Source organism: Pseudomonas syringae KCTC 12500 (assembly GCF_000507185.2).
Lineage (GTDB): Bacteria > Pseudomonadota > Gammaproteobacteria > Pseudomonadales > Pseudomonadaceae > Aquipseudomonas > Aquipseudomonas syringae.
This window is the reverse complement of sequence record NZ_AYTM02000002.1, coordinates 2,587,973-2,613,233: the sequence shown is the minus strand read 5'-3', so window position 1 is coordinate 2,613,233 and position 25,261 is coordinate 2,587,973. Positions and strand designations below refer to the sequence as shown.

General features: G+C 59.8%; 21 protein-coding genes and 1 pseudogene. 8 read left to right on the top strand and 14 right to left on the bottom strand.

The genetic code is table 11. From position 1 onward, the window contains the following. Positions 1 to 77: 77 nt before the first annotated feature. Complete coding sequence (locus V476_RS12015) at positions 78 to 1,076, bottom strand: phosphate ABC transporter substrate-binding protein PstS (protein WP_024960011.1); 999 nt, start codon at positions 1,074 to 1,076, stop codon at positions 78 to 80. 166 nt (positions 1,077 to 1,242) lie between these two features. Beyond that, positions 1,243 to 2,532, bottom strand: a complete 1,290-nt coding sequence (locus V476_RS12010) for an MFS transporter (protein ID WP_024960010.1) — start codon at positions 2,530 to 2,532, stop codon at positions 1,243 to 1,245. 430 nt (positions 2,533 to 2,962) lie between these two features. Here V476_RS12010 and V476_RS12005 point away from each other — a divergent pair, with 430 nt between their 5' ends. Then, entirely contained in the window at positions 2,963 to 3,364 is a 402-nt protein-coding gene (locus tag V476_RS12005; protein ID WP_003316086.1) for an acyl-CoA thioesterase, read from the top strand. Positions 3,365 to 3,455: 91 nt separating this feature from the next. After that, a complete protein-coding gene (locus V476_RS12000) occupies positions 3,456 to 4,367 on the top strand; it encodes a D-hexose-6-phosphate mutarotase (protein WP_003401266.1) in 912 nt (303 codons plus the stop codon). A 20-nt stretch (positions 4,368 to 4,387) separates the two neighbouring features. On the opposite strand, the gene V476_RS11995 is transcribed toward V476_RS12000, so the two are convergent. From V476_RS11995 to purE, 4 genes are all read right to left on the bottom strand, one after another. Beyond that, positions 4,388 to 4,930, bottom strand: a complete 543-nt coding sequence (locus V476_RS11995; RefSeq protein WP_003316084.1) for a DUF3299 domain-containing protein — start codon at positions 4,928 to 4,930, stop codon at positions 4,388 to 4,390. An 83-nt stretch (positions 4,931 to 5,013) separates the two neighbouring features. Then, complete coding sequence (locus tag V476_RS11990; protein WP_002555896.1) at positions 5,014 to 5,259, bottom strand: GlsB/YeaQ/YmgE family stress response membrane protein; 246 nt, start codon at positions 5,257 to 5,259, stop codon at positions 5,014 to 5,016. A 336-nt stretch (positions 5,260 to 5,595) separates the two neighbouring features. Beyond that, on the bottom strand, positions 5,596 to 6,678 hold the full coding sequence (locus V476_RS11985; protein WP_024960009.1) for a 5-(carboxyamino)imidazole ribonucleotide synthase: 1,083 nt from the start codon (positions 6,676 to 6,678) through the stop codon (positions 5,596 to 5,598). A 9-nt stretch (positions 6,679 to 6,687) separates the two neighbouring features. Then, positions 6,688 to 7,179 carry a 5-(carboxyamino)imidazole ribonucleotide mutase gene (gene purE / locus V476_RS11980; RefSeq protein ID WP_003340324.1) on the bottom strand — a complete coding sequence of 164 codons (492 nt, stop codon included), beginning with the start codon at positions 7,177 to 7,179 and terminating at the stop codon, positions 6,688 to 6,690. Between the two features lie 353 nt (positions 7,180 to 7,532). Between purE and V476_RS11975 the strand changes: the two genes are divergently transcribed. Further along, positions 7,533 to 8,168 (top strand): hypothetical protein, encoded by a 636-nt coding sequence (locus V476_RS11975; RefSeq protein ID WP_003340321.1) that lies wholly within the window; start codon positions 7,533 to 7,535, stop codon positions 8,166 to 8,168. Between the two features lie 43 nt (positions 8,169 to 8,211). Here V476_RS11975 and V476_RS11970 read toward each other — a convergent pair whose 3' ends face one another. Continuing rightward, a complete protein-coding gene (locus tag V476_RS11970) occupies positions 8,212 to 9,123 on the bottom strand; it encodes a LysR substrate-binding domain-containing protein (RefSeq protein WP_024960008.1) in 912 nt (303 codons plus the stop codon). A gap of 314 nt (positions 9,124 to 9,437) precedes the next feature. Here V476_RS11970 and aspA point away from each other — a divergent pair, with 314 nt between their 5' ends. The 3 genes from aspA to V476_RS11955 all read left to right on the top strand — a co-directional run bounded on the left by aspA (position 9,438) and on the right by V476_RS11955 (position 13,630). Then, positions 9,438 to 10,862 carry an aspartate ammonia-lyase gene (gene aspA / locus V476_RS11965; RefSeq protein ID WP_004419252.1) on the top strand — a complete coding sequence of 475 codons (1,425 nt, stop codon included), beginning with the start codon at positions 9,438 to 9,440 and terminating at the stop codon, positions 10,860 to 10,862. 282 nt (positions 10,863 to 11,144) lie between these two features. Then, on the top strand, positions 11,145 to 12,596 hold the full coding sequence (locus tag V476_RS11960) for an alanine/glycine:cation symporter family protein (RefSeq protein ID WP_024960007.1): 1,452 nt from the start codon (positions 11,145 to 11,147) through the stop codon (positions 12,594 to 12,596). A gap of 29 nt (positions 12,597 to 12,625) precedes the next feature. Next, a complete protein-coding gene (locus V476_RS11955; protein WP_024960006.1) occupies positions 12,626 to 13,630 on the top strand; it encodes an asparaginase in 1,005 nt (334 codons plus the stop codon). 55 nt (positions 13,631 to 13,685) lie between these two features. On the opposite strand, the gene V476_RS11950 is transcribed toward V476_RS11955, so the two are convergent. The 3 genes from V476_RS11950 to pdxR form a co-directional block, all read right to left on the bottom strand. Then, a complete protein-coding gene (locus V476_RS11950) occupies positions 13,686 to 14,573 on the bottom strand; it encodes a bestrophin family protein (protein WP_003316074.1) in 888 nt (295 codons plus the stop codon). 119 nt (positions 14,574 to 14,692) lie between these two features. Then, positions 14,693 to 15,904 carry a YeeE/YedE family protein gene (locus tag V476_RS11945; protein WP_024960005.1) on the bottom strand — a complete coding sequence of 404 codons (1,212 nt, stop codon included), beginning with the start codon at positions 15,902 to 15,904 and terminating at the stop codon, positions 14,693 to 14,695. A 54-nt stretch (positions 15,905 to 15,958) separates the two neighbouring features. After that, positions 15,959 to 17,521: a MocR-like pyridoxine biosynthesis transcription factor PdxR gene (gene pdxR / locus V476_RS11940; protein WP_024960004.1), complete on the bottom strand. Its 1,563-nt coding sequence runs from the start codon at positions 17,519 to 17,521 to the stop codon at positions 15,959 to 15,961. Positions 17,522 to 17,610: 89 nt separating this feature from the next. Here pdxR and V476_RS11935 point away from each other — a divergent pair. Continuing rightward, positions 17,611 to 17,922: pseudogene (locus V476_RS11935) on the top strand (FMN-binding negative transcriptional regulator); the annotation flags it as partial. Positions 17,923 to 17,953: 31 nt separating this feature from the next. Here the strand turns inward: V476_RS11935 and V476_RS27105 are convergent. The 3 genes from V476_RS27105 to argE form a co-directional block, all read right to left on the bottom strand. Beyond that, positions 17,954 to 19,329, bottom strand: a protein-coding gene (locus tag V476_RS27105; RefSeq protein ID WP_103715870.1) for an IS3 family transposase whose coding sequence is annotated in 2 segments (ribosomal slippage) — positions 17,954 to 18,858 and positions 18,858 to 19,329 — 1,377 coding nt in all. Because the reading frame shifts where the segments join, the coding sequence is not laid out codon by codon here. A gap of 138 nt (positions 19,330 to 19,467) precedes the next feature. Then, a complete protein-coding gene (gene argA / locus V476_RS11920) occupies positions 19,468 to 20,766 on the bottom strand; it encodes an amino-acid N-acetyltransferase (RefSeq protein WP_003437488.1) in 1,299 nt (432 codons plus the stop codon). 140 nt (positions 20,767 to 20,906) lie between these two features. Beyond that, a complete protein-coding gene (argE, locus tag V476_RS11915) occupies positions 20,907 to 22,055 on the bottom strand; it encodes an acetylornithine deacetylase (protein WP_003347457.1) in 1,149 nt (382 codons plus the stop codon). A 163-nt stretch (positions 22,056 to 22,218) separates the two neighbouring features. On the opposite strand from argE, the gene V476_RS11910 reads away from it, so the two are divergent. Further along, positions 22,219 to 23,586: a CYTH domain-containing protein gene (locus tag V476_RS11910; protein WP_024959777.1), complete on the top strand. Its 1,368-nt coding sequence runs from the start codon at positions 22,219 to 22,221 to the stop codon at positions 23,584 to 23,586. 1,100 nt (positions 23,587 to 24,686) lie between these two features. Here the strand turns inward: V476_RS11910 and V476_RS11905 are convergent. Then, on the bottom strand, positions 24,687 to 25,157 hold the full coding sequence (locus tag V476_RS11905) for an Lrp/AsnC family transcriptional regulator (RefSeq protein WP_024959776.1): 471 nt from the start codon (positions 25,155 to 25,157) through the stop codon (positions 24,687 to 24,689). Positions 25,158 to 25,261: the final 104 nt, after the last annotated feature.

Sequence of the window (25,261 nt, the reverse complement as noted above, 5' to 3'; positions counted from 1 at the left end):
GCCTGCGAAACCGGCGGCGGACTGTTCAATTTGTGTGCAGGCCAGTCCATTGAGCCTCGCTCGCAACGCGTGCGTGACTATTTTAACACCACGCCGCTCGCGCCCTGCAGGCCAAGATCGGCCAGCGTCTTCTCCACGACACGGGCAGGGAGTGGGATGTACCCATCCTTCATCACCACTTCCTGGCCCTGTCTCGACAGCACCAGTTTCACAAATTCGGCTTCCAGCGGCGCCAGGGGCTGGTTCGGCGCCTTGTTCACGTACACATAAAGGAAGCGCGACAGTGGATAACTGCCGTTCAGGGTATTGGCTTCGCTGTCTTCGACAAACTCGCCCCCTTCCTTCTTCGCCAGCGGGACCGTCCTGACGTTGGATGTCTTGTAACCGATGCCCGAGTAACCGATGCCGTTAAGCGAGTTGCTGATCGCGCTGACCACCGAAGCGGAGCCGGGCTGCTCGTTGACGTTGGCCTTGAAGTCGCCTTTGCACAGGGCTTCTTCCTTGAAATAACCGTAAGTGCCCGACACCGAGTTACGACCAAACAACTGGATCGGTTTGCCTGCCAGATCGCCGGTCACACCGACATCACCCCAGGTTTTCGCATCTGCCTTGGCACCGCACAGGCGGGTCGCGGAAAAGATCGCGTCCACTTGCTGCAGGGTCAGGCCCTTGATCGGGTTGTCCTTGTGCACGAAAACCGCCAGGGCATCCACCGCAACCGGGATGGCGGTCGGCTTGTAGCCATGCTTCTGCTCGAAAGCCGACAGCTCGCCGTCTTTCATCTTGCGGCTCATCGGGCCCAGATTGGCCGTGCCCTCGGTCAGCGCGGGTGGCGCTGTAGAGGAACCCGCGGCTTGAATCTGGATGTTCACGCTCGGGTATTCTTTCTTGTAGGCCTCGGCCCACAGCGTCATCAGATTTGCCAGGGTATCGGAGCCGACACTGGAGAGATTGCCTGACACACCGGAGGTCTTGGTATAGGCCTGGATGGCAGGGTCGACCGCAGCCAGCGTATTGGCTGCCGTCACTCCGGCGGCAACCAAGGTCAGTGCAGTCATCAAACGCTTGAGTGTCATCCTTGCGCTCCTGGCAGGGTGTGTAGGTGTCCACGAGCCTTTTTCGGCCAGTCTTGTGACTACTCTATGAATTGATTATGACAATAAGATGAAAAGGCTATCGACCTGTGCAGGTAGATAGCCTTTGGCTGTAGCGGTGCCCGAGCGATTCAACAGCGGATGATGATCAGCGCTTTCGGCTCAGCAGAAACACGCCGATGGCCATGCCCAGGCCGCAGAGGATCGCGACGTACCATGCCGGCCCCATCGGACTGCTCTTGAGCATGAAGGTCACAACCATCGGCGTCAGGCCACCGAATATCGCGTACGCCAGGTTGTAGGAGAACGACAGCCCCGAGAAGCGCACCACAGGCGGGAATGCCTTGACCATGACGTAAGGAACCGCGCCGATCGTACCGACGAACAGGCCCGTCACCGCATACAGCGGGAACAGCACATCCGGATGGCTGCCGAGGATGTGATAGAACGTCCACGAACTGATCAGCAAACCTGCGCTGCCCAGCAGGAACACCCAGCCTGCGCCGAAACGATCCGCCAGTGCGCCCGCAGCGATACAGCCCACGCTCAGAAAGACAATGGCCAGGCTATTGGCTTTCAGCGCCGTGGCAGCTGGAAAGCCATAAATGGTTTGCAGGATGGTCGGCGTCATCAGGATCACGACGATGATGCCGGCAGACAGCAACCAGGTCATCAGCATCGACAGCGCAACGGCGCCACGATGATCGCGCAGTACCGCCTTGAGCGGCACCTCCTCGGCCAGTGCCTTGCGCAGTTGCAGCTCGGCAAACACCGGCGTTTCATGCAGCAGGCGGCGCAGATACACCGACATCAGGCCGAACACGCCACCCAGCAGGAAAGGGATACGCCATGCGTAATCCGATACCTCGATCGGGGTATAGATGCTATTGATCGCCGTAGCGACCAGCGAGCCCAGCAGGATACCCGCTGTCAGGCCGGCGGTCAGGGTACCGCAGGCATACCCGACACGACGGGCAGGCACATGCTCGGACACGAACACCCAGGCGCCCGGTACTTCACCGCCAATGGCGGCCCCTTGAATGACGCGCATCAACAGCAGCAGAATCGGCGCCCACATGCCGATCTGCGCGTAGGTCGGCAGCAGACCCATGATCAGCGTCGGCACCGCCATCATGAAAATGCTCAGCGTGAACATTTTCTTGCGCCCCAGCAGATCGCCAAAGTGCGCCATGATAATGCCGCCCAGAGGCCTCGCCAGATAACCGGCGGCGAAAATGCCGAACGTCTGCATCATGCGCAACCAGTCAGGCATGTCCACCGGGAAAAACAGTTTGCCGACCACCGCCGCGAAAAACACGAAAATGATGAAGTCGTAGAACTCCAGCGCACCACCCAAGGCCGACAGCGAAAGGGTTTTGTAATCGCTGCGAGTCAGAGGCCGCGCAGGCTGCGTGGAACTTGGAGGAACAGATGACATGACAAGGCTTCTCTTTGCTTGTTCTTTGAAAAGGGGCGAGCGACAGCAACGCTGGCTGCTGCGGGGTGCCGTGCAGAAGCGATTGTCGGGAGCAACGGCGCAGATAGGCACCAAAATTGCGTGTACAGGCAGTCTTGTAACCTGTAGAGGTCCAGCAAGATAGCAAATTGCTACAAAAAACACATGGCAGAACTGCCACTGACACAAAATGAAGACCCACGGTCGTTCTATGACGCAACGCCCGATATACTCGCAAGTCGTCAACAGCCTTGGGAAGCTGTGCGAAAACGTCTGAATCAGCGGGTTTCGCAGAGTTTCCCTTTGGGCCACACCGGCGCTGAACACATAATGTTCATGCTCATGGTTTTGAATGGCACCTGTTAACCGCGACATACAATAATGAGAGTCATGGGTCAGAGGCACCCTAGGCATGATCGAGCTCGAACAAGAAGATCCAACCCCGCAAGGCGACCTTGCACTGCAAATCACCGCTCTTCCCCGCGAAACCAACGGCTTTGGCGACATCTTTGGCGGCTGGCTGGTGTCCCAGATGGACCTGGCAGGCACAGCGATGGCCAGCAAAGTCGCGGGTGGCCGTGTGGCGACCGTCGCCATCGATCGCATGGCGTTTCTGGTCCCGGTAGCGGTCGGCGAACAGCTTTCCTTCTATACCCGCACCCTGGAAGTCGGACGCACCTCGATCAAGATGATGGTCGAAGTGTGGAGCGACGACCCGCTCACCAGCGAATGGCGCAAGGTCACGGAGGCTGCGTTCGTGTTCGTCGCCATAGATGCCAGCGGCCGGACGCGCTCGGTGCCCGCGCGACGGTAATTTGTCGCTCGGTCACAGGTTGGCTGCCCGGTTAAACTCGCCCTGTATGAAGCGGTCTATTTTCGTCACGGTCATTGAGTGAGAACTTTGCATGCCAACATCCCCGGTTGAACCCACCGTTGAATCCATCCTTTACGATGAGCTGAACTGCTGGCGTATTTGCCACGGCGAAGCTGAGCTGCTGGTTGCGCAACAAGGCGCACACATCCTCAGCTATCAAGTAGCCGGGCAGCCGCCGCTGGTGTGGCTGAACGAAGAGGCCGTTTTCAAACGCGGCAAACCCATTCGTGCAGGCATGCCGATCTGCTGGCCGTGGTTCGGCAATCTGGAGCGCAACCCGCAAAGCGTGCAGGCGATGCGCGACAGCAGCGAGCCTGCCAAGGCGCATGGCGAAGTGCGAGCGCTGGACTGGCAGTTGTTGGGTATTGGCGCAGATGGCGACGCACTGCTGGTGGAATTCGTGCTTCCCGAGGCCGAAGGCCACTTGCCGGGCTGGCCGCACAACGTCGCCCTGAAACTGAGCATTCGTCTGGACCACGCACTGAATGTCAGTCTGGTCAGCTACAACTGCGGCACTGAACCTGTGGTGATCAGCCAGGCGCTGCACACCTATTTCGCCGTCAGCGATGTACGTCAGGTCAGCGTCGAAGGGCTCGACGGCCTGCGTTACATCGAAACCCTGGCAAACTGGGAAGAACGCGAGCAGAGCGGCGACCTGACCTTCACAGGCGAAACCGACCGCATCTACAAGGACACGCCAGGCGTGCTCAGCATCGTCGATCCGGAGTGGCAGCGACGCATCCACATCCGCAGCACGGGCTCTAACTCAGCCATTCTGTGGAACCCGTGGATCGAAAAGACCGGCAAGTTCACCGACATGGCAGCAGACGGCTGGCAGCGCATGGTCTGCGTCGAAACCGCCAACGTGCTGGACGACGTGGTCACGCTGGCTCCGGACCAGATGCATGTTCTGGGTGTGAGTATCTGGAGCGAGGCGCTCTGATCAGCAATTGATCGAGCCCATCAAAGGTCCGACTCAACCACCACACGGACCTTTGACGCATCCATCGCATACGCCGCATCGGCCAGGTCGTTACTGACCTTCTCGATTTTCAGGGTGCCTTCTACCCACAGTGGTGTGTAGATATCATCCAGTTTCAAACCCTTGGGGTAACGCACCAGCACCAACTGGTTGGGCGGCGGTGGCGGCACGTGGATGCAGGCGCCTGGATAAGGCACGATGAAGAACAGCGTGCTGCGACCCTTGGCGTCGGTTTCGAGAGGCACAGGGTAGCCGCCGAGACGAATCGTCTTGCCGTTCATTGCCGGGACGGTTTTGGTCGAATACATGACTGCAGGCAGACCCTTGCTCTGCTTCAGCCCACCCTTGCTGTCGAACGTGCCCATGGCTTCCGGAGAATTGTGGTCAATCTCGGGCATGGCTTCGAGGGCTTTTTGATCGGACTTGGGCATCAGCTCAAGCCAGTCGGTTTCCGGCAACTGGGCGTGTGCGGGACCGGAGAGCGCGGATAACAGCAGAAGAGTCATCAACAGGAAGCGACGCATGATAAAGCTCGGCAAAGGGGTGGACAGTTGCCGAGCATTCTAGCCCTCTGCGCACTGTAAAACAGAGGGCTGACGCATAAGCGTTATTTCTTTTTGATCATGCCGTAGATAACCAGCAGGATGATTGCACCTACCAGCGCGCCGAGGAAACCTGCACCCTCGCCTGCCTGATAGATACCCAGCGCCTGACCACCATAAGTGGCTGCGAGCGAACCGGCGATACCCAGCACGATGGTCATGATCCAGCCCATGCTGTCGTCGCCCGGCTTCAGAAAGCGAGCCAACAGACCAACGATCAGGCCGATAAAGATGGTTCCAATGATACCCATGCCATTTCCCTCTGTATTAAGTGAATATGCCCGGGCTAATAGCAGCCCCGACCTACTGCTATCTGAGAACAGCGACAGGGAATGGTTCCGGCGAAGTGGCCAGTTTGCTTCAGGGTGGAAAATTCTTCATGAATGACGGGGCTGAACCTACCTGAACTGAGGCCAGGCGTCTCGAACAGTGCTTCAACGCGAAGCATAGGCACGACAGTTAGAAGCGCTCGTTCCGCACGCTCTGCGTGGGAATGCAGTTCTCGACGCTCCGCGTCGCAAAAGGACGCGGAGTGTCCTGAAACTGCGTGCCAACGCGGAGCATCAGCACGCTAGCCGTGGGCCTGATCAGCCCTTGATCAGCGCCTCTACCCGCTTCACCTGACGATCCAGCGTGGCACGGTCAGAGCTGCGGACCGTGGCGTGTCCGACCTTGCGGCCAGCCTTGAACGCCTTGCCGTAATGATGCAGGTGGCAGTCTTCGACGGCGACGACCTTGTCCACTGCCGGCACTTCGCCAATGAAGTTGAGCATGGCACTTTCGCCGACCTTGGCTGTGGAGCCCAACGGCAGACCGGCAACCGCCCGCAGGTGGTTTTCGAACTGGCTGCACTCGGCGCCTTCGGTGGTCCAGTGACCGGAGTTGTGGACGCGCGGCGCGATCTCGTTGGCCTTCAGGCCACCGTCGACCTCAAAGAATTCGAATGCCAGCACGCCCACGTAATCCAGCTGCTTCAGGACGCGGCCGGCGTAGTCTTCGGCCAACGCCTGCAAAGGATGATCAGTGCTGGCGATGGACAGACGCAGGATGCCGCTGTCATGCGTGTTGTGCACCAGTGGGTAGAACCGGGTCTCGCCATCACGCGCACGCACGGCAATCAACGACACTTCACCGGTGAACGGCACGAAGCCCTCCAGCAGGCATGGCACGCTGCCCAGCTCGGCGAATGTGTCGACCACATCGGCCGCCGAACGCAGGACTTTCTGGCCCTTGCCGTCATAACCCAGGGTTCGGGTCTTGAGCACGGCAGGCAGACCGATGCTGGCTACTGCAGCATCCAGGTCGGCCTGCGACTGGATATCGGCGAATGCCGGCGTCGGGATACCCAGGTCCTTGAACATGCTCTTTTCGAACCAGCGATCACGCGCGATGCGCAACGCTTCGGCGCTCGGATAGACCGGTACGAACTGTGCCAGAAACGCCACGGTCTCGGCCGGAACGCTTTCAAACTCGAAGGTCACCAGATCGACTTCATCCGCCAACTGACGCAGATGATCCAGATCACCGTAATCGGCACGCAGATGCTCGCCAAGTGCAGCAGCACAGGCATCCGGCGCGGGATCGAGAAAGGCGAAGTTCATGCCCAGCGGCGTACCTGCCAATGCCAACATGCGGCCCAGCTGGCCGCCACCGATTACACCGATCTTCATGGAAAAACCTCAGGCGTGGCGTGGGTCTGGATTGTCCAGGACGCTGTCTGTCTGTTCAGTGCGAAATTTCTTCAGCGCTGCGTGGAATTGCGGGTGCTTTGCGCCGAGGATGCTTGCTGAAAGCAGCGCTGCGTTGATTGCACCCGCCTTGCCGATGGCCAGGGTCGCGACCGGGATACCGGCCGGCATCTGCACGATCGACAACAGCGAGTCGACACCCGAGAGCATCGAAGACTGCACCGGAACGCCCAGCACAGGCAGGTGGGTCTTGGCAGCGCACATGCCCGGCAAGTGAGCGGCACCGCCAGCACCGGCGATGATCACTTCAATGCCACGGCCTTCCGCTTCGTCGGCGTACTGGAACAGCAGGTCCGGTGTGCGGTGAGCTGACACCACCTTGACTTCAAAAGGGATGCCGAGCTTTTCCAGCATATCGGCGGTGTGGCTAAGGGTGGACCAATCGGACTTGGAGCCCATGATCACGCCAACCAGTGCGCTCATCGTCGTGCCTCTCATCGGGCGCCCGCAGGCGCGTCTGAAAACAACAAGCCACGCGGGGGAACCGGCGTGGCTTGTTGTACGAATAATGACCGATTTAACCGGCCAAAGGCCGCGCAGTATACCGCAAAGCGCCAGGATGACAGCCCCCATACGCTCAACCGTCCAGGTTTTTATAGCGGGAGGCGGCACGGAAAAATCCGGCAGAGGATCGGCACTTGTACTGCACATCAATCAAACAAGGGCTACTGCGATAGACGTCGATCCTGATTTCCTGTCAACGCCAGTTGCTATTAGATATCTGGCGTCGGGATAAGCACGCCCGGCCATAATCCACCTACTCAAGGAAGAGTACGATGCTCAAGAAATATACAAGCGGTCTGCTGCTGCTCTGCGCGTTGGCGCTCAGTCATACGGCGTGGGCCAACGATAACGCCTCCAGACAACCGTTGACCCTCTACCTGGTTCTGCACGACGACCTTTCGCATCACAACACCCTCGAATTACGCCAGGATTACTTCGCCTGGCTCATCAAGGATCTGGAAAGTTTCACCGATCGTTATGTGCAACTGGCGTTCATTCGCGACGTCCCGGGCCTTACGGATTTCGCTTATCAGAATGATGATGTGGACGAAACCTACTACGCCTGGAAAAACACGATGGATCGTTATGTCATCGACAACGACATGGAACGCAATGCGACCACCAAGTACCTTTTGCTGACTCAGAACAAGATCAACTCGAAGACTCTGGGGGCAAGTGAGGACAAGAGCTACACGGGCATAGCCTCACTGGAAACGTTCGCGATCCCCGCGCACGAACTGGGTCACATGCTCGGCGGCACTCATGAGGCCGCAGAGGTGCTCTATAAGGGTGGATGGTGGTGCCAGACGAACATCATCGAAAGCCACGAAAAAATACGCTCCAACTGCTATGTCTACAGCGACGCGAACAAGCAAATCATGGCTGAGCATCTGAACAGATTTCCCTGAGCAGGCCAGGGTCGCTCTCCGGCATCGCCAGGAGCGGCCCTTGTCACCGGGAATCTGGCGCCGCCGCACCTTCAAGCTTGCGCCACAACAGGCGCACGTTGGCCTTGCGCACCAATGCGCAGCGGTACAGGCGGATCTCCAGCGGCACATGCCACTGCGGTCCGCCACACACCACCAGTTCACCGCGCGCCAGTTCGGCGCGCACGCTCAGTTGTGGCACCCAGGCAATCCCCAATCCTTCCAGCGCCATGCTTTTCAGGCTGTCGGCCATGGCCGTCTCGTAGACCGTGGTGAAGCGCAGATTGCGTTGACGCAGCAACAGGTTCACCGAGCGTCCGAGAAACGCCCCGGTGCTGTAGGCAAGCAGCGGCACACTGCCCTCGCCTTCCATATCGAATAACGGCCGCCCATCGGCATCAGCGGCACAGACCGGCAACATCTCGGTATGCCCCAGATGCAGCGAGGGAAAGATTTCGGCGTCCATCTGCAGCGCGGCATCGGGATCGTAGAACGCCAGCATCAGATCACAGCCACCTTCACGCAACGCATGCACCGCATCACCGACGTTGGTCGCCACCAGCCGGGTCGCAATGTTCAGCCCTTCGTTGCGCAACTGGGCGATCCAGCGCGGAAAGAAGCCCAACGCCAGAGAGTGCGCCGCAGCCACCTGCATGACCTCGCCCTGCCCGCCTTCCAGATGATGCAGATGGCGCACGACTTCGCCCAACTGCTCGACCACCGTCCGGGCCGTGACCAGAAACAATTGTCCGGCAGCGGTCAGCTCGATGGGTGTACGCGAGCGATTGACCAGCGTCAGCCCCAGTGCCGACTCCAGACTGCGAATACGCCGGCTGAATGCCGGCTGGGTCACGAAGCGACGCTCGGCGGCCTGAGAAAAGCTGCGGGTAGCCGCCAGGGCGCTGAAGTCCTCCAGCCATTTGCTTTCCAGATTCATCAGGTCCTCCCGGACAATGGATGACGGCTTCGACAGGCAATTGCGCATGCCCAGTGGCACCGATTTGCAGCGTCACAGTGGGACGCCCGTCGAAGCAGCGCGGATACATGCCCGGGCGGCGCAGCAGCAGCGACCGAAGAAACGCACCGGTGCGACATTTTGCCCCCTTTACGCACTGAACGGAATCCAGGTCACGCCCTGATTATGCCGTTATTGCATAGGTCAGCGTTTAACAGCATTGGTCAATCGAAGGCGGCAAGCCCACTATTCGTGGCGTTCCGGCATTGTCCGTGCCTTTTGAGACTTTTTTTATCATGTCCTCGCCTGCATCATCGCGTATCGAAAAAGACCTGCTTGGTGTTCTCGAAGTACCTGCCAACGCGTATTACGGCATCCAGACCCTGCGAGCGGTGAACAACTTTCACCTCTCCGGCGTGCCGCTTTCGCACTACCCGAAACTGGTAGTCGCGCTGGCCATGGTCAAGCAGGCGGCAGCGGATGCAAACCATCAGCTCGGACACCTCAATGACGCCAAGCATGCGGCGATCAGCGAGGCCTGTGCCCGCCTGATCCGCGGCGACTTCCACGATCAGTTCGTGGTCGACATGATCCAGGGCGGCGCTGGCACGTCGACCAACATGAATGCCAACGAAGTCATCGCCAACATCGCTCTGGAAACCATGGGTTTCGAGAAAGGCGCATACAAACACCTGCACCCCAACAACGATGTCAACATGGCGCAATCGACCAACGACGCCTACCCCACCGCGATCCGCTTGGGTCTGCTGCTGGGTCACGACGCTCTGCTCGCCAGCCTTTCCAGCCTGATTCAGGCCTTCGCCGCCAAGGGCGAAGAATTCAACCATGTGCTGAAGATGGGCCGCACCCAGTTGCAGGACGCCGTTCCAATGACCCTGGGTCAGGAATTCCGCGCCTTCGCCACCACCCTGACAGAAGACCTGAACCGCCTGCGCAGCCTGGCGCCAGAGCTGTTGACCGAAGTGAACCTCGGCGGAACCGCCATCGGCACCGGCATCAACGCCGACCCTGGCTATCAGAAGCTGGCAGTCGATCGTCTGGCACTCATCAGCGGCCAGCCTCTGGTGCCAGCAGCCGACCTGATCGAAGCGACCTCCGACATGGGCGCCTTCGTGCTGTTCTCGGGCATGCTCAAGCGTACTGCGGTCAAGCTGTCGAAAATCTGCAACGACCTGCGCCTGCTGTCCAGCGGCCCACGCACCGGCATCAACGAAATCAACCTGCCGGCACGTCAGCCAGGCAGCTCGATCATGCCCGGCAAGGTCAACCCGGTGATCCCGGAAGCGGTCAATCAGGTTGCCTTCGAAATCATCGGCAACGACCTGTCGCTGACCATGGCAGCCGAAGGCGGACAATTGCAGCTCAACGTGATGGAGCCGCTGATCGCCTACAAGATCTTCGACTCGATCCGCCTGCTGCAGCGCGCCATGGACATGCTGCGCGAGCACTGCATCGTCGGCATCACAGCCAACGAACAGCGCTGCCGCGAGCTGGTCGAGCATTCGATCGGTCTGGTCACCGCCCTGAACCCTTACATCGGTTACGAGAACTCCACCCGTATCGCCCGCATCGCGCTGGAAACCGGCCGCGGCGTGCTGGAACTGGTGCGTGAGGAAGGTCTGCTCGACGACGCCATGCTCGACGACATCCTGCGCCCGGAAAACATGATCGCTCCGCGTCTGGCCCCCTTGAAGGCCTGACAGGAATGACCTGCGCAACCTGCTCACCAGATTGAGGGCCTAGACACCCCTCAATTTTTTGAGGGTCTGGGAGTGATTCTCCAGACCCTTTTTTTTTGCCTGCAGCAAAGGGCTCCGACACTGGACCCAGAGCCTTCGGCACCCCACTTTTGCGGAGCAACCCGTGGAAGTATTCATTCATCGTCGCGAATGAAGAATCAGCCGTCCAAGAAAGCGACTACAGACGTAAAAACTTTGCACCGGTATAGTGCGCCCCCTCAAAAGTAGCGAGGAATAACAAAAATGCTGGAAATGATTAACGACTTTCTCTCCGGTAAGGTACTGATCGTACTTATCGTAGGCCTGGGTAGTTACTTCACGATCCGCTCGCGTTTCGTTCAGTTTCGACATTTTTTCCACATGTTCTCGGTTTTTCGCGACAGTCTGCGCAGCAGCGCCGGCCAGTTGAGTTCGTTTCAGGCCTTGATGCTCAGCCTGGCGGGCCGCGTCGGTGCCGGTAACATCGCAGGCGTCGGCATTGCCGTGACGCTCGGTGGTCCGGGTGCCGTATTCTGGATGTGGGTGACCGCACTGGTCGGCATGGCCAGCAGCTTCATCGAGTGCTCCCTCGCTCAGCTGTACAAACGCAAGGATTCCGAAGGCCAGTTCCGTGGCGGTCCGGCGTTCTATATTCAGTACGGCCTGGGCAAGCGCTGGCTGGGCATGGTCATGGCGGTATTGCTGCTGGTGACCTTCGGCTTTGCCTTCAACGGCCTGCAATCGCACGCTGTGACCGACTCGCTGAAAAGCGCGTTCAACGTCGACACCCGCACCACCGGCATCTGCCTGGTCGTACTGCTGGGCCTGGCCTTCATTGGCGGCATCAAGCGTATCGCGGCCATTTCCGACCTGCTGGTTCCGGTCAAGACCCTGATCTATATCGCGGTGACCATCTACGTGATCGCCCTGCAGATCGACCACGTTCCCGGCATGCTGATGACCATCGTCAGAAGCGCCTTCGGCCTTGATCCGGTATTCGGCGGCCTGATCGGCAGCGCGATCGTGATGGGCGTCAAGCGTGGCGTCTTCGCCAACGAAGCCGGCCTGGGTGGTGCGCCCAACGTGGCTGCCGTGGCACAGGTCGAGCACCCGGTGGCACAGGGCGTGGTTCAGGCGTTCAGCGTGTTCCTCGATACCTTCGTGATCTGCACCTGCACCGCCTTGCTGATTCTTCTGTCCGGTATCTACGACATCGGCTACGACGGCAACGGTATCGTTCTGGCACAGAACTCGCTGGCAGCCGTGGTCGGTGACTGGGGCAGAGTCTTCATCAGCGTAGCGCTGGCACTGTTCGTCTTCACCTCGATTCTCTACAACTACTACCTGGGCGAAAACAGCCTGCGCTTCCTGTTTGGCGAGAAGATCCAGACCATCATCATCTACCGCATCGCGGTGCTGGTACTGATCATGTGGGGTGCGGTCGTCGACCTGAAAGACGTACTGGCGTTCGCCGACATCACCATGACCATGCTGGCGTTCGTCAACCTGATCGCCCTTGCAATGCTGTTCAAAGTCGTCAAACGCATTTTGAATGACTACGATGCGCAACGTCGGGCCGGGGTCAAGACGCCGGTGTTCGATTCCAGCCAGTTCCCTGATCTGGACCTGGATCGCACCGCATGGCCGGCCAATCCGACCCGTCAGTCGATACAGGATGCCGAAGCGGCAGCCAAGTCTGTACCCGAAGCACGATAACCACCGCGACACTACGCCGGAGAAGAGCCATGCCTCATGACGCACAACAACCTGCCCAACGCGTGATGGTTCTTTACACCGGCGGCACCATCGGCATGCAGGCCAGCGCCAACGGCCTGGCACCGGCCTCCGGTTTAGAAGCGCGAATGGCCGGGCAACTGGCCGAGCACCCGGAACTGGTGGTGCCGCAGTGGCGCTTCCGCGAGATGTCGCCGCTGATCGACAGCGCCAACATGACCCCTTCCTACTGGCTGCGCCTGCGCGAGGCGGTGATCGAGGCGGTTGAGGTCGATGGCTGCGATGCGGTGCTGGTCCTGCATGGCACCGACACCCTGGCGTACAGCGCAGCGGCGATGTGTTTCCAGTTGTTAGGGTTCAGCGCGCCGGTACTGTTCACCGGGTCGATGCTGCCTGCCGGCGTGCAGGACAGCGATGCCTGGGAAAACGTCAACGGCGCCCTGCTGGCGCTGGGTTCGGGTCTGGTGTCAGGCGTGCAGCTGTATTTTCACGGGCAACTGATGGCACCCGTACGCTGCGCGAAAATTCGCAGCTTCGGTCGTCAGCCGTTCGCACCACTGCAACGCTCGCGTGGCGGCCACGCGGTGGTTTCGCTCCCTGACGCACTGAACTATCGCCAGACCAAGACACTGGCAGAGGTGGCGGTATTGCCGCTGTTTCCCGGTGTCGGTGCTGCCCAGCTGGACGGTCTGATCAACAGTGGTATCCGCGGTCTGGTGCTCGAATGCTTCGGCAGCGGCACAGGCCCCAGTGACGATCCGCAATTTCTGGCCAGTCTGGAGAACGCGCGAGCGCTGGGTATCTGTGTGGTCGCGATTACCCAGTGCCATGAGGGCGGTGTCGAGCTGGATGTCTACGAAGCGGGCAGCCGTCTGAGAAGTGCAGGCGTACTCTCCGGTGGTGGCATGACCCGTGAAGCAGCGCTGGGCAAACTGCATGCGCTGCTCGGCGCAGACCTGACGACCGAGGAGGTACGGCGCCTGGTCGAACTGGACCTGTGCGGCGAGCTGCGTTAAGCGGCTGCCTCTGCTTTACCCGAGGCGTCACGCAATCGCGCGACGCCTCACCCCTTCATGAAGCCTTGCATTCCTCCTGCGCGCCCCTGAGCATCGAATCCAGATTGCGCTCGATGTTTTCACACAACGCCGTCATCTGAATCTCATGTTCACTGGCACGGAACGGGCTCTGCAGGTCGGTACCGATCTTCTCGATCGCCAACAGCATGAAACCCACCACCGTCGACGCCAGAGGCGTGAACCAACCCAGGGTCTCCACCAGGCCAATCGGTACGATCAGGCAGAACAGCGTGATGAACAGGCGCGGAAAAGCCACGTACGGATAAGGCAACGGTGTATTGGCAATACGCTCCATGCCGCCCTGGCAATTAGAGATATCCACCATGGTCGACTCCAGCCGCGCCAGACGAATGCTGTCCAGCCGCCCGGCCTGATACTCCTTGGCCAATAGCGCAGCCGACGTATTGAGCAGGTCGTTGGGAAAGTTGTTGGTATCGTGACGACGTTCGAATTCCTCGCGAGGAATCAGCATCTGAACTTCATCACCACACTTGGCGCCCTTCAGGTGCGCAGACAGGCACTTCACATACGCGACATGGCGACGCAACAGTGTGGCCTTGACCGGGTTGATCCCGTCGTCATCCTCGACCAGCGTCAGCACTTGCCGAGCGAAGCTGCGTGAACTGTTGACCAGCGCACCCCATAGCGTCCTGGCTTCCCACCAGCGGTTATAAGCACTTGAATTGCGGAAGCTGGTCAGCACCACCAGCGCCGAGCCCAGCAGGGTCAACGGCATGGACGGCAAGGTGATCTTGCGCTCCAGATAGAGCATGAAGTCAACCGTGACAATCACGTCCCAGATCAACAGCCAGAAAAGCGACCATCCTACATAACCGATGGTCTTGCCGAGAAAACGGATTTTCGAAATGATCGTTTGCTGCAAAAGAACCACCCCATCGAAAAATAAGCGAACCGCATACGCACAGTTACCGCATGGCCTTTGAATACGAAACCGGCAGTTGGTTCGCAAGCGGCCCGCTTATCTCGGGGTTTCAGACGTTTTCAGCAGCCATTAAGAGCCACCTGAGGACGCTCGCCGGTGAAGAAAATCGGCCGCAGGCGGACACCAACGACGTTACCGGCGTAGGCCGCCACCAGCCACAGCCAGCCGTGCAGGCTGCCGGAGGCAATGCCGCTGAAGTACGCACCGATGTTGCAGCCGTAGGCCAGGCGCGAGCCGTAGCCCAGCAGCAAGCCGCCGATGACCGCCGCCACCAGCGAGCGCGTGGGGATATCGAGGCTGGGTGCAAAACGACCTGCCAGACCTGCCGCCAGCAAGGCACCGAGCATGATGCCGATGTCCATCACACTGGTGATGTCTTCCCACACAGGAGCCGCCAGCGCCTTGGCGTTCGCAGCGCTCTGCCAGAACACCCAACTGCCGACGTCCACGCCCAGCCCGCTGGCCGCTTTCGCGCCCCACAGCGCGAACGCCGAGGTGATGCCCCACGGACGACCGGCCAACGCCAGCGTTGCGTAATTGAGCAGCGCCAGCGCGACAGCGCCCCAGACCAGAACCCACGGCCCGCGCAGCACACGACTCAGGCCACGATGATCCGTGGCTGGCGGCGCTTCAAGCTGGCCATGACGGCGCTTTTCGAGCTTGACGGTCACCAGCGCGATCAAGCCGAACAGCGCCAGATTGACCAGCAGCGCAGGCAGCACGCCGAAGGTCTTGACCACCGACACCGCCGGGAACGAAGGCAGGGCAAACCACCAGTCGACGTGATGGGTGGCAATCAGTGAGCCGAGGATGAAAAACAGCAGCGTCACCAGCATCCGCGCGTTGCCACCACCGGCAGTGAACAATGTACCGGACGCACAGCCGCCACCCAGCTGCATGCCGATGCCGAAAATGAACGCGCCGACGACGACCGAAATCCCGACCGGGGCAACCAGGCCAGTGACTGGCTGGCCGAACAGCGTGCCCGCACCGAGTGCCGGGAAAAACAGCACCACAGCGACCGCCAGCATGACCATTTGCGCGCGCAGGCCAGCACCCCGCCGCTCGCGGATGAACACCCGCCACGCCGAGGTGAAACCAAATGCCGCGTGATACAGCGTTACGCCCAACGCAGCGCCGACGATCCACAGCATTACCTGGCGGGTGCCGACACTGAGCAGAAGGAACTGGGCGCCCATCAGCAGCAGGAACAGCGCGGCCAGCGGCGCGCCGAACTTGCGTCCGGGTGTTGCAGTAAGAGAGTTGTTCATGGGTATCTCAAGGACAGGTAACAGAAAGCGCAGATTATACGCCTGCCAACGGGACTACTCGGACCAGACCTCGCGCAGCCTGTTCAATGCCTCGACCATCTCGTCCTCGGGCACTGCGGCAAACCCCAGCACCAGCCCGGCGCGGTTATCCACAGGCTCAGTGGAATCAGGCAGCCAGTAATCACTCAGGGCATTCATTTCGACCCCGATACCATTGGCCTTGGCAATCAGCGCCTGCTCACGTGCCACGCTGTCGACCTTGACCATGACATGCAGCCCGGCAACCACTCTGGGCATTGCCGCGCATCCCGGAATATCGGCCGGCCAGTTATCCAGCAGCACATTGCGACGACTGAGCGCCGCGCGCCGCATGCGAAGTATGTGTCGCTGGAAATGACCCGACGCAATGAATTGCGCCATGACCGCCTGAACCCCTATCTCGGTATGACGCATGTCCACGGCCTTGCGCTGGCTGAACACCGGCACCAGTGGCTCTGGCAAAACCAGATACCCGAGGCGTAGCGCCGGAAAGGCGATTTTGCCGAACGTGCCGACGTAGAGCACGCGCGCGTTGCGGTCGAGCGCAGCCAGGGGCGCCAAGGGTGAACCGCTGTAGCGATACTCACCGTCGTAATCATCCTCGACAATCCAGCCCTGGTGTTTCTCGGCCCAGGCCAGCAATTCCAGACGCCGCGCCAGGCTCATCACCACGCCGGTCGGGTATTGGTGTGAAGGCGTCACGTAGGCCAGCCTGCAGTCTGCCTGCTCAAGGTCTGCGCAACGCATGCCTTCGTTATCCACAGCCACACCGTGCAATCGAGCACCTGCCAGGGCAAACGCATGACCGGCCGCCCGATACCCCGGATTCTCCACGGCAACGCCCTCGCCCGGGGTAAGAAGCAACTGTGCACAAAGGCTGATCGCGTGTTGTGCACCACTGGTGATCACAATTTGCTCAGCGCTGCAATGCAGCCCGCGCGATGAGCGCAGGTAGACCGCAATCAGTTCACGTAACCGCGAGTCTCCCGCAGCCGACCCATAACCGAGCTGAGCAAGGTCCGGCTTGCGCCAAAAAGCGGCATACAGCTTGCCCCACAAGGCAAAGGGGAAAAGATCGAACGCAGCTACGCCGACCCGAAAGGCCCGCGGACGACCCGTCGGTGGTTCATGCAGATGATGTTTTTCCAGCAGCGCGAGCACCGGGCTGTGGATAACTTCAGAGGAGGAATCTGACGGTATTTCAGACCCGATTGTGGACAAACCTGTGTGTAACCCTGTGGATACACCTGTGGGTAAGTTGGTGGATAGTTTTTTGCGACCGGTCCGCCGAGGCGCGGCGCCTGGTTCAGAGAGCTGAGCCACATACGTACCGTCGCCGACACGTCCCTCGATGAAACCCTCGGCATACAGCTGGTCGTAGGCCCGGATCACGCTGTTACGGGAGATGCCGAGTGAATGCGCCAAATCGCGACTGGCTGGCAGGCGTGTGCCACTGCTCAGACGCCCGTCGAGAACCTGCTGGCGCAATAAGGCGTAAAGCTGCTTGCTCAGGCCCTGATTCGGGTCCAGCGCGATACCGGTGAGTGTGGGCGGAAACGCAACACTGAGATCAGGCATGTATTGGCCCTGTTAAAATGATCAAAAATGGATCTTACATCAGACCAATGCCTTGCCTACGATCCTGTTATCAGCCAAGGACATGACCCATGTACATCCCTACCGCTTTCAAGAACAACGACACACCGAGCCTGCACGAGCAGATCGAGCAGACGCGCCTGGCGATTCTGGTCACGCACGGCGCAGAAGGATTGCAAGCCACCCACCTGCCACTGCTGTTGCGCCGCGATGAAGGTTCGTATGGCACGCTTTACGGGCACCTGGCCAAAGCCAATCCACAGTGGCAGCAACTTAGCTCCGGCGCCGAGGCACTGGTGATTTTTCCTGGCGGCGATGCCTACGTGAGCCCGTCGTTCTATCCGAGCAAGAGGGAGCACGGCAAGGTCGTACCCACGTGGAATGGTATGACCCCCGAAGGTTGGACGATTATTTCTACGCTGCCTGAGCGGCCTGCATTCTGAACTCCACAGGGCTCAGGCCGTTAAGTTTCAGTTTGATGCGTGACTGATTGTAATACTCAATGTACTCGTCGATGCCCGCATGAAGCTCATCCAGATTGTTAAATTTGTTCAGATAGAAAAACTCGGACTTCAGCGTGCCAAAAAAACTTTCCATAGCCGCGTTGTCGTAGCAGTTGCCCTTGCGCGACATGCTGCATGTGATCGAATGCTCATTGAGTAATCGTTGGTAAACAGGCATCCGATATTGCCAGCCCTGGTCTGAGTGCAAAATAGGCTTTTCATGCGGCTCAAGCTTCTTGAACGCTCCTTCAAGCATTTCGTCCACCATGGAGTACAGCGGGCGCCTGGCGATTGCATAGGAAATGATTTCGCCGTTGTACAGATCCATGATGGGCGACAGATAGAGCTTCTGGCCTCCCACTTTGAACTCGGTGACGTCCGTGGCCCATTTTTCATTAAGGTGCTGGGCCTTGAAATCACGCTTGAGAATGTTGGGCGCAGCCTTGCCTACTTCGCCCTTGTAAGAGCGGTATTTCTTCACTCGCACCAGGCTCTTCAGGCCAAGCTGCCCCATCAGTTTCTGCACCGTCTTGTGGTTCACAAGATGGCCTGCGCGCCGCAACGCCGCCGTGATACGACGATAGCCATACCGGCCTTTATGATCGTAGAAAACTGTCTGAATCAGGTCTTTCAGCCCGGCGTACTTATCGCCCGCTTGCAGTACCTTTTGTTGATAGTAAAAAGTGCTGCGCGCCAGACCGGCAAGCTTCAGCAGGCCACCCAGAGAATGCCCCAGTCTCAGTTCGGTTACGATTTGCGCTTTTTCTGTTGCGCTATTCGTTGCTTCTTCTGAGCCAAGGCATCGAGCTTTTTTAGATAGTCGACCTCCATCCGCAGTTGCTTCACCTCGGCAAGCAACTCGTCACGCGAGCGCGATTCATCGTCGATTGAGGGGGCGTTCACAGGCGGAAGTGCAGTCGTCATCTTTCTTGGGCGTCCGGCTTTTGTGGGTGGCTTGGAGGAGGCATCAAAGGCCCCTTCTTCATAATGGCGCTGCCATAGACCGATGATGCCGAACTGACGGATATCGAACAAGGCCGCTGTCTGGCGCAGAGATAAACGCTCATCATGCATGCGCTTCAAAACAGTCAGCTTGAACTCGTCACTGTAGCGCTGGCGTTTTTTCTCTTGCAGGCCCGCTACGCCATGAATCTGATAGGCCGCAACCCACTGCCTAAGGCAGGAAAAATCCACATCGTGGCGATGCGCAACATCCCTCAAACCTGCCTTGCCAGCACAATACTCTTTCACGGCTGCGAGTTTTGCCTGCTCTGTATATTTACCCATGACGCCTCCAAAGGTTGCATCCAACCTTCGGGGGTCACACCAGAGCGTGAGGAACGATAGGCGTCCACAAGAACACCTATCGTACCCATGCTCCAGCGTGGGCACGCAGTTCTGGACGCTCTGCGTCCGCCCGCAGGCTTATATCGCCTTTTCGAAGATCTTCGAATTACGCTGGTAGTTGTACAGCGAGGCGCGGGCGCTTGGCAGGCGGTCGACGCTGCTGGGTTCGAAACCGCGCTCGCGGAACCAGTGTGCGGTGCGGGTGGTGAGGACGAACAGGGTCTTGATACCCAAGGCCCGGGCACGGTGTTCAATACGCTCCAGCAACTCGTCGCCACGGCCACCATGCCGGTATTCCGGATTGACGGCCAGACACGCTAGCTCGCCCGACTCCGAATCGGCAATCGGATACAGCGCAGCACAGGCGATGATCAGCCCTTCGCGCTCGACCACGCTGAACTGGGTAATCTCGCGCTCCAGCACTTCGCGGGAGCGGCGTACCAGGATGCCCTGCTCTTCCAGGGGCGTGATCAGGTCCATCAAACCGCCGACGTCCTCGATGGCCGCTTCGCGCACCTGTTCGAACTGCTCCTGCGCGACCAGCGTGCCGCCGCCGTCACGGGTAAACAGTTCGGTCAGCAGCGCGCCGTTCTCGGCATAACTGACGATATGGCTGCGCGCCACGCCGCCACGGCAAGCCTCGGCCGCAGCGTCCAGCAGTTCCGCTTGATAGTTGGCACCCAGGCGCTGCAAGTGCGCGGGCACCTGTTGCGGACGCAGTTCGCGCACCAGCCGGCCTTGCTCGTCCAGCAAGCCGGTTTCGGCGCCGAACAGCAGCAGTTTGTCGGCGGCCAGATCGATGGCTGCGCGGGTAGCGACGTCTTCGCAGGCCAGATTGAAAATCTCGCCCGTCGGTGAATAACCCAATGGCGACAGCAGCACGATATGGCGCTCGTCCAGCAGGCGATTGATACCCTTGCGGTCGACCCGGCGCACTTCTCCGGTGTGCTGATAATCGACACCCTCAAGCACCCCGATAGGCCGTGCGGTGACGACGTTGCCGCTGGTCACTCGTAACCGCGAGCCCTGCATGGGCGAGGCGGCCATGTCCATCGATAGACGCGCCTCGATCGAAATGCGCAGTTGACCCACGGCATCGATCACGCACTCCAGCGTTTCGGTATCGGTGATCCGCAGGTCACGGTGGTAACGCGGCGTAATCCCGCGCTGGGCCAGACGGCTTTCAATCTGCGGACGGGAACCGTGAACCAGCACCAGACGCACGCCCAGGCTGTGCAGCAGGACCAGGTCGTGGACGATATTGCCGAAATTGGGGTGCGCAACGCCGTCGCCGGGCAGCATGACGACGAAGGTGCAATCGCGGTGAGCATTGATGTACGGAGACGCATGGCGAAGCCAGTTGACGTATTCGGGCATGACAACAAGAGCCTGTAGAAAAAATGGACGAAGAAAAGAAGCACGCACAACGGTGTGGTGGTTATCGTCGGAACAGGCTTGGCAGCACGCGCAGTCTCCTTTTGCTCAAGATACTTTGATTAATACGGGTTATGCCTGACTCACTGGGGCGTCAGGCAGTAATGTTCGATCAATTGACGTAACAGACGCACTGTAGGGTCAAGACGTGACATTTCGAGGTATTCCCCCGGCTGATGCGCGCAGGCGATGTCGCCCGGGCCAAGCACCAGTGTCTCGCAGCCGAGGCGCTGAAGATAAGGCGCTTCGGTGCCGAATGCTACTGCTGCGGCCGTATGACCGGTCAGGCGTTCAGCGACACGCACGAGTTCAGCGTCAGCAACCTGCTCGAACGGCGCGCATTCGGGGAACAATGGCGCGTAGTCGATCTGTACCTGATGCAGCTCGGCCAGCGGCTGCAGCTTCTGCCGAATGGCCGAGCGCAGCATCTCCGGGTCCATGCCCGGCAGCGGGCGCAGGTCGAATTCCAGCGAGCACTGGCCACAAATCCGGTTCGGGTTGTCGCCGCCATGAATACAGCCCAGGTTCAGCGTCGGCTGCGGCACCGTGAATTGCGGGTTGCGGTACTTCGCCTGCCACTGCGTGCGCAGGCCCTTGAGTTCGCTGATGGCGTCGTGCATGGCTTCGAGTGCGCTGTGCCCAAGGCTCGGGTCGGAGGAATGGCCGCTGCGCCCGAGAATATCGATGCGCTCCATCATCACGCCCTTGTGCAGGCGGATCGGCTTGAGCCCGGTCGGCTCGCCAATCACTGCCGCACGACCCAGCGGGCGGCCGGCGTCGGCCAGCGCGCGGGCACCGGCCATCGAGCTTTCCTCGTCGCAGGTGGCGAGGATCAGCAGCGGCTGCTTGAACGGCTGATCAACAAGGCCACGCACCGCTTCGATGACCAGCGCAAAGAAGCCCTTCATGTCGCAACTGCCCAGCCCGACCCAGCGGCCATCCACCTCGGTCAGCTTCAAGGGGTCGGTCTTCCACAGTGCCTCATCGAACGGCACGGTATCGCTGTGCCCCGCCAGTACCAGACCGCCTGGGCCTGTTCCGTAGGTCGCCAGCAGATTGAACTTGCCGGGCGACACTTGCTGGATGTCGCAGGCAAACCCCAGATCGCCCAGCCAACCGGCCAGCAGATCGATGACGGGACGGTTGCTCTGGTCCAGGGAAGGCTGAGTGCAGCTCACCGAGGGTACGGCGATCAGCGCGGCGAACTGGTCTTTCATGGACGGCAACGGCATGGACGCTTCCTGTAATCGAGACGGAACACGGCCCATCATAGGGCCATAGCAACCCAGGAATAAACCGTTTCGGGCCATGTCCTGTACACTGACGGCCTCAGCAGCCGTTCAATCATGGGCTGCGCTCCCGTTTATCCGTATCAGCGTTTGGATTCCCCCGGCCATGCAAAAAGAAACTGAAATCAAACTCCGCGTCAGCCGCGAGACCCTCGCTGCACTGCGTGAACACCCGTTGCTCAAGAAGCGCAACAAGAGTGGCTGGGAGCGCCTTGAACTGTCGAACCAGTATTTCGATACCCCCGAAGGTGAGCTGGCGCAGGCCAAAGTCGCCCTGCGTATCCGCCGCGACGGCGATCAGATCATCCAGACCATGAAGACTCGCGGGCAAAGCGTGGCCGGTCTGTCCGAGCGCAATGAGTACAACTGGGACCTGAGCAAGGCCAAGCTGGACCTGAAAAAGCTCGAAGGCGATTGCTGGCCCGAGCAACTGGCCGATCTGGACAAGAAAACCATCAAACCGCTGTTCACCACCGATTTCGTGCGTGAGAAAGCCGAGATTGCCTGGGGCCGTGGCAAGGCCAAAGTGGTGATCGAAGCCGCACTGGACCTGGGTCAGGTGGTGGCCGGCAAGCAGAAGGAAGAAATCTGCGAGCTGGAGCTCGAGCTGCGTGAAGGCGAACCTGCCGCGCTGCTGGAACTGGCTGCCGAGCTGGCTGCAACGCTGCCGCTGATGCCGTGTGATATCAGCAAGGCCGAGCGCGGCTACCGTCTGCTCGATGCCAGCAGCTACTCGCTGAGCCTGCAGGCGCCCGCCCTGACTGCCGAAACGCCGCTGGACGACGCTTATTCCGCGCTGGCCTGGCATCTGCTGGGCAGCAGCCAGCGTCTGGCCGAGCAATACCGTTTCAACGGCCACTGGCGTCTGCTGCAGGACTGGGTCGAGATGCTCGCCGAACTGCGTGCTCTGACCAGCAGCCTCGGCCAGGCCGCGCCGCGCACCTCGACCGCACAACTGCGTACTGCGCTGGACGCCTTGCTGGAAGACTGGCGACCGCTGGTTCAGGCCGGGCAGGAAGATGCAGATGTCCGTGGTGCCGCCCACGAGCAATTCCTCGAAGAATTGCAGGACACGCGCTGGGGCGAGTTCTCGCTGAATACCTCACGCTGGTTGCTGGCCCGCAGCTGGACCGCCGAACGCAACACCCGCGGCAATCGTCAGGGCGCCGCGCTGTTGAGCAGTTGGCTGCCACGCCTGCTGGGCGAAGAAGCCACGTCCCTGCAATTGAGCCGCTATCAGCAGCAGCCGGAAGACCTGGCCGAGCAACTGCCCCGCATCGAGCGCATTCAGTCTTGGCTGCACTGGGCACGCGGCGCGCTGGACCTGCCGGAACTGGATCGCCTGTATGGCGAACTGCGCAAACTGGAAGAACTGGCGCATCTGGACATCAGCGACGAAGTCCTCGATGCCCGCGTGCAACAGGCAATCACCGTCTTCCAGAGCCGCGCCTGGAAAACCCTGCTGCGCTTGTAAGGCTGGATCAGAAGGCCGTAGAAGCGAACTGCCTGAAACGTTTTAGGGCCGCTTCGCAGCCCATCGCGGACAAGTCCGCTCCTACGCCCTCCGGGCAGAAGCACTGCTGCAGGCCAGATCATTCAGCGTCATACGCAAGTCCGCTTCTGATTCTGCCCGAAGGGCGTGTGAGCAGACCGCGCGACGCTGCGCTTGTACATGATCTCCCGTTTTTTGTAGGAGCGGACAAGTCCGCTCCTACGCCCTCCGGGCAGAAGCACTGCTGCAGGCCAGATCATTCAGCGTCATACGCAAGTCCGCTTCTGATTCTGCCCGAAGGGCGTGTGAGCAGACCGGGCGACGCTGCGCTTGTACATGATCTCCCGTTTTTTGTAGGAGCGGACAAGTCCGCTCCTACGCCCTCCGGGCAGAAGCACTGCTGCAGGCCAGGTCATTCGGCATCATACGCAAGTCCGCTTCTGATTCTGCCCGAAGGGCGTGTGAGCAGACCGGGCGACGCTGCGCTTGTACATGATCTCCCGTTTTTTGTAGGAGCGGACAAGTCCGCTCCTACGCCCTCCGGGCAGAAGCACTGCTGCAGGCCAGGTCATTCGGCATCATACGCAAGTCCGCTTTTGATTCTGCCCGAAGGGCGTGGGAGCAGACCGGGCGACGCCGCGCTTGTACATGATCTCCCGTTTTTTGTAGGAGCGGACAAGTCCGCTCCTACGCCCTCCGGGCAGAAGCACTGCTGCAGGCCAGATCATTCAGCGTCATACGCAAGTCCGCTTTTGATTCTGCCCGAAGGGCGTGGGAGCAGACCGGGCGACGCTGCGCTTGTACATGATCTCCCGTTTTTTGTAGGAGCGGACAAGTCCGCTCCTACGCCCTCCGGGCAGAAGCACTGCTGCAGGCCAGATCATTCAGCGTCATACGCAAGTCCGCTTTTGATTCTGCCCGAAGGGCGTGTGAGCAGACCGCGCGACGCTGCGCTTGTACATGATCTCCCGTTTTTTGTAGGAGCGGACTTGTCCGCGAACTGCCGGGAACCGGCAGCAAAACCAGTCACCTCGGTGCACGAGGCACAACGGAGGCGGGCGCAACTCCGGGCACCAGCCCCGTCAGCGCAGCAGCGGCAGGCTGGTGGTGGATTTGATCTCGGAGAGGGCCACTGTCGAGTTCACTTCCTGGATGCCGGCTACCAGCGACAGTTTTTCGAAGAAGAACCGCTCGTACGCCTCGATATCCGGCGTCACGATGCGCAGCAGAAAATCCACCGACCCCATCAGCACATAGCACTCCAGCACCTCCGGGAAGCCACGAATCGCGTCGGTGAACTCGGTGAAGTTGGAGCGCCCGTGGGCGTTGAGTTTTACCTCGGCGAATATCTGCGTGTTCAGACCGATTTTCTTGCGGTCCAGCAACGCCACCTGACGGCGAATCACCCCTTCATCCTTGAGCCGCTGAATGCGGCGCCAGCAGGGTGATTGCGACAGACCGACCTGCTCGGCAATCTGCGCACTGGAAAGCGAAGCATCTTCCTGCAGCAGCGCCAGAATCCTGCGATCGTAACTGTCCAGCTCGATTTGCATAATTAATTTTCCGAAATAGCCTGCAGCGCATTAACAAGTCTTATAAAGACTAATCCACCCAATGATGGACCAGAAATTTCTTTTCGCGCATGCAAAGATTTCCA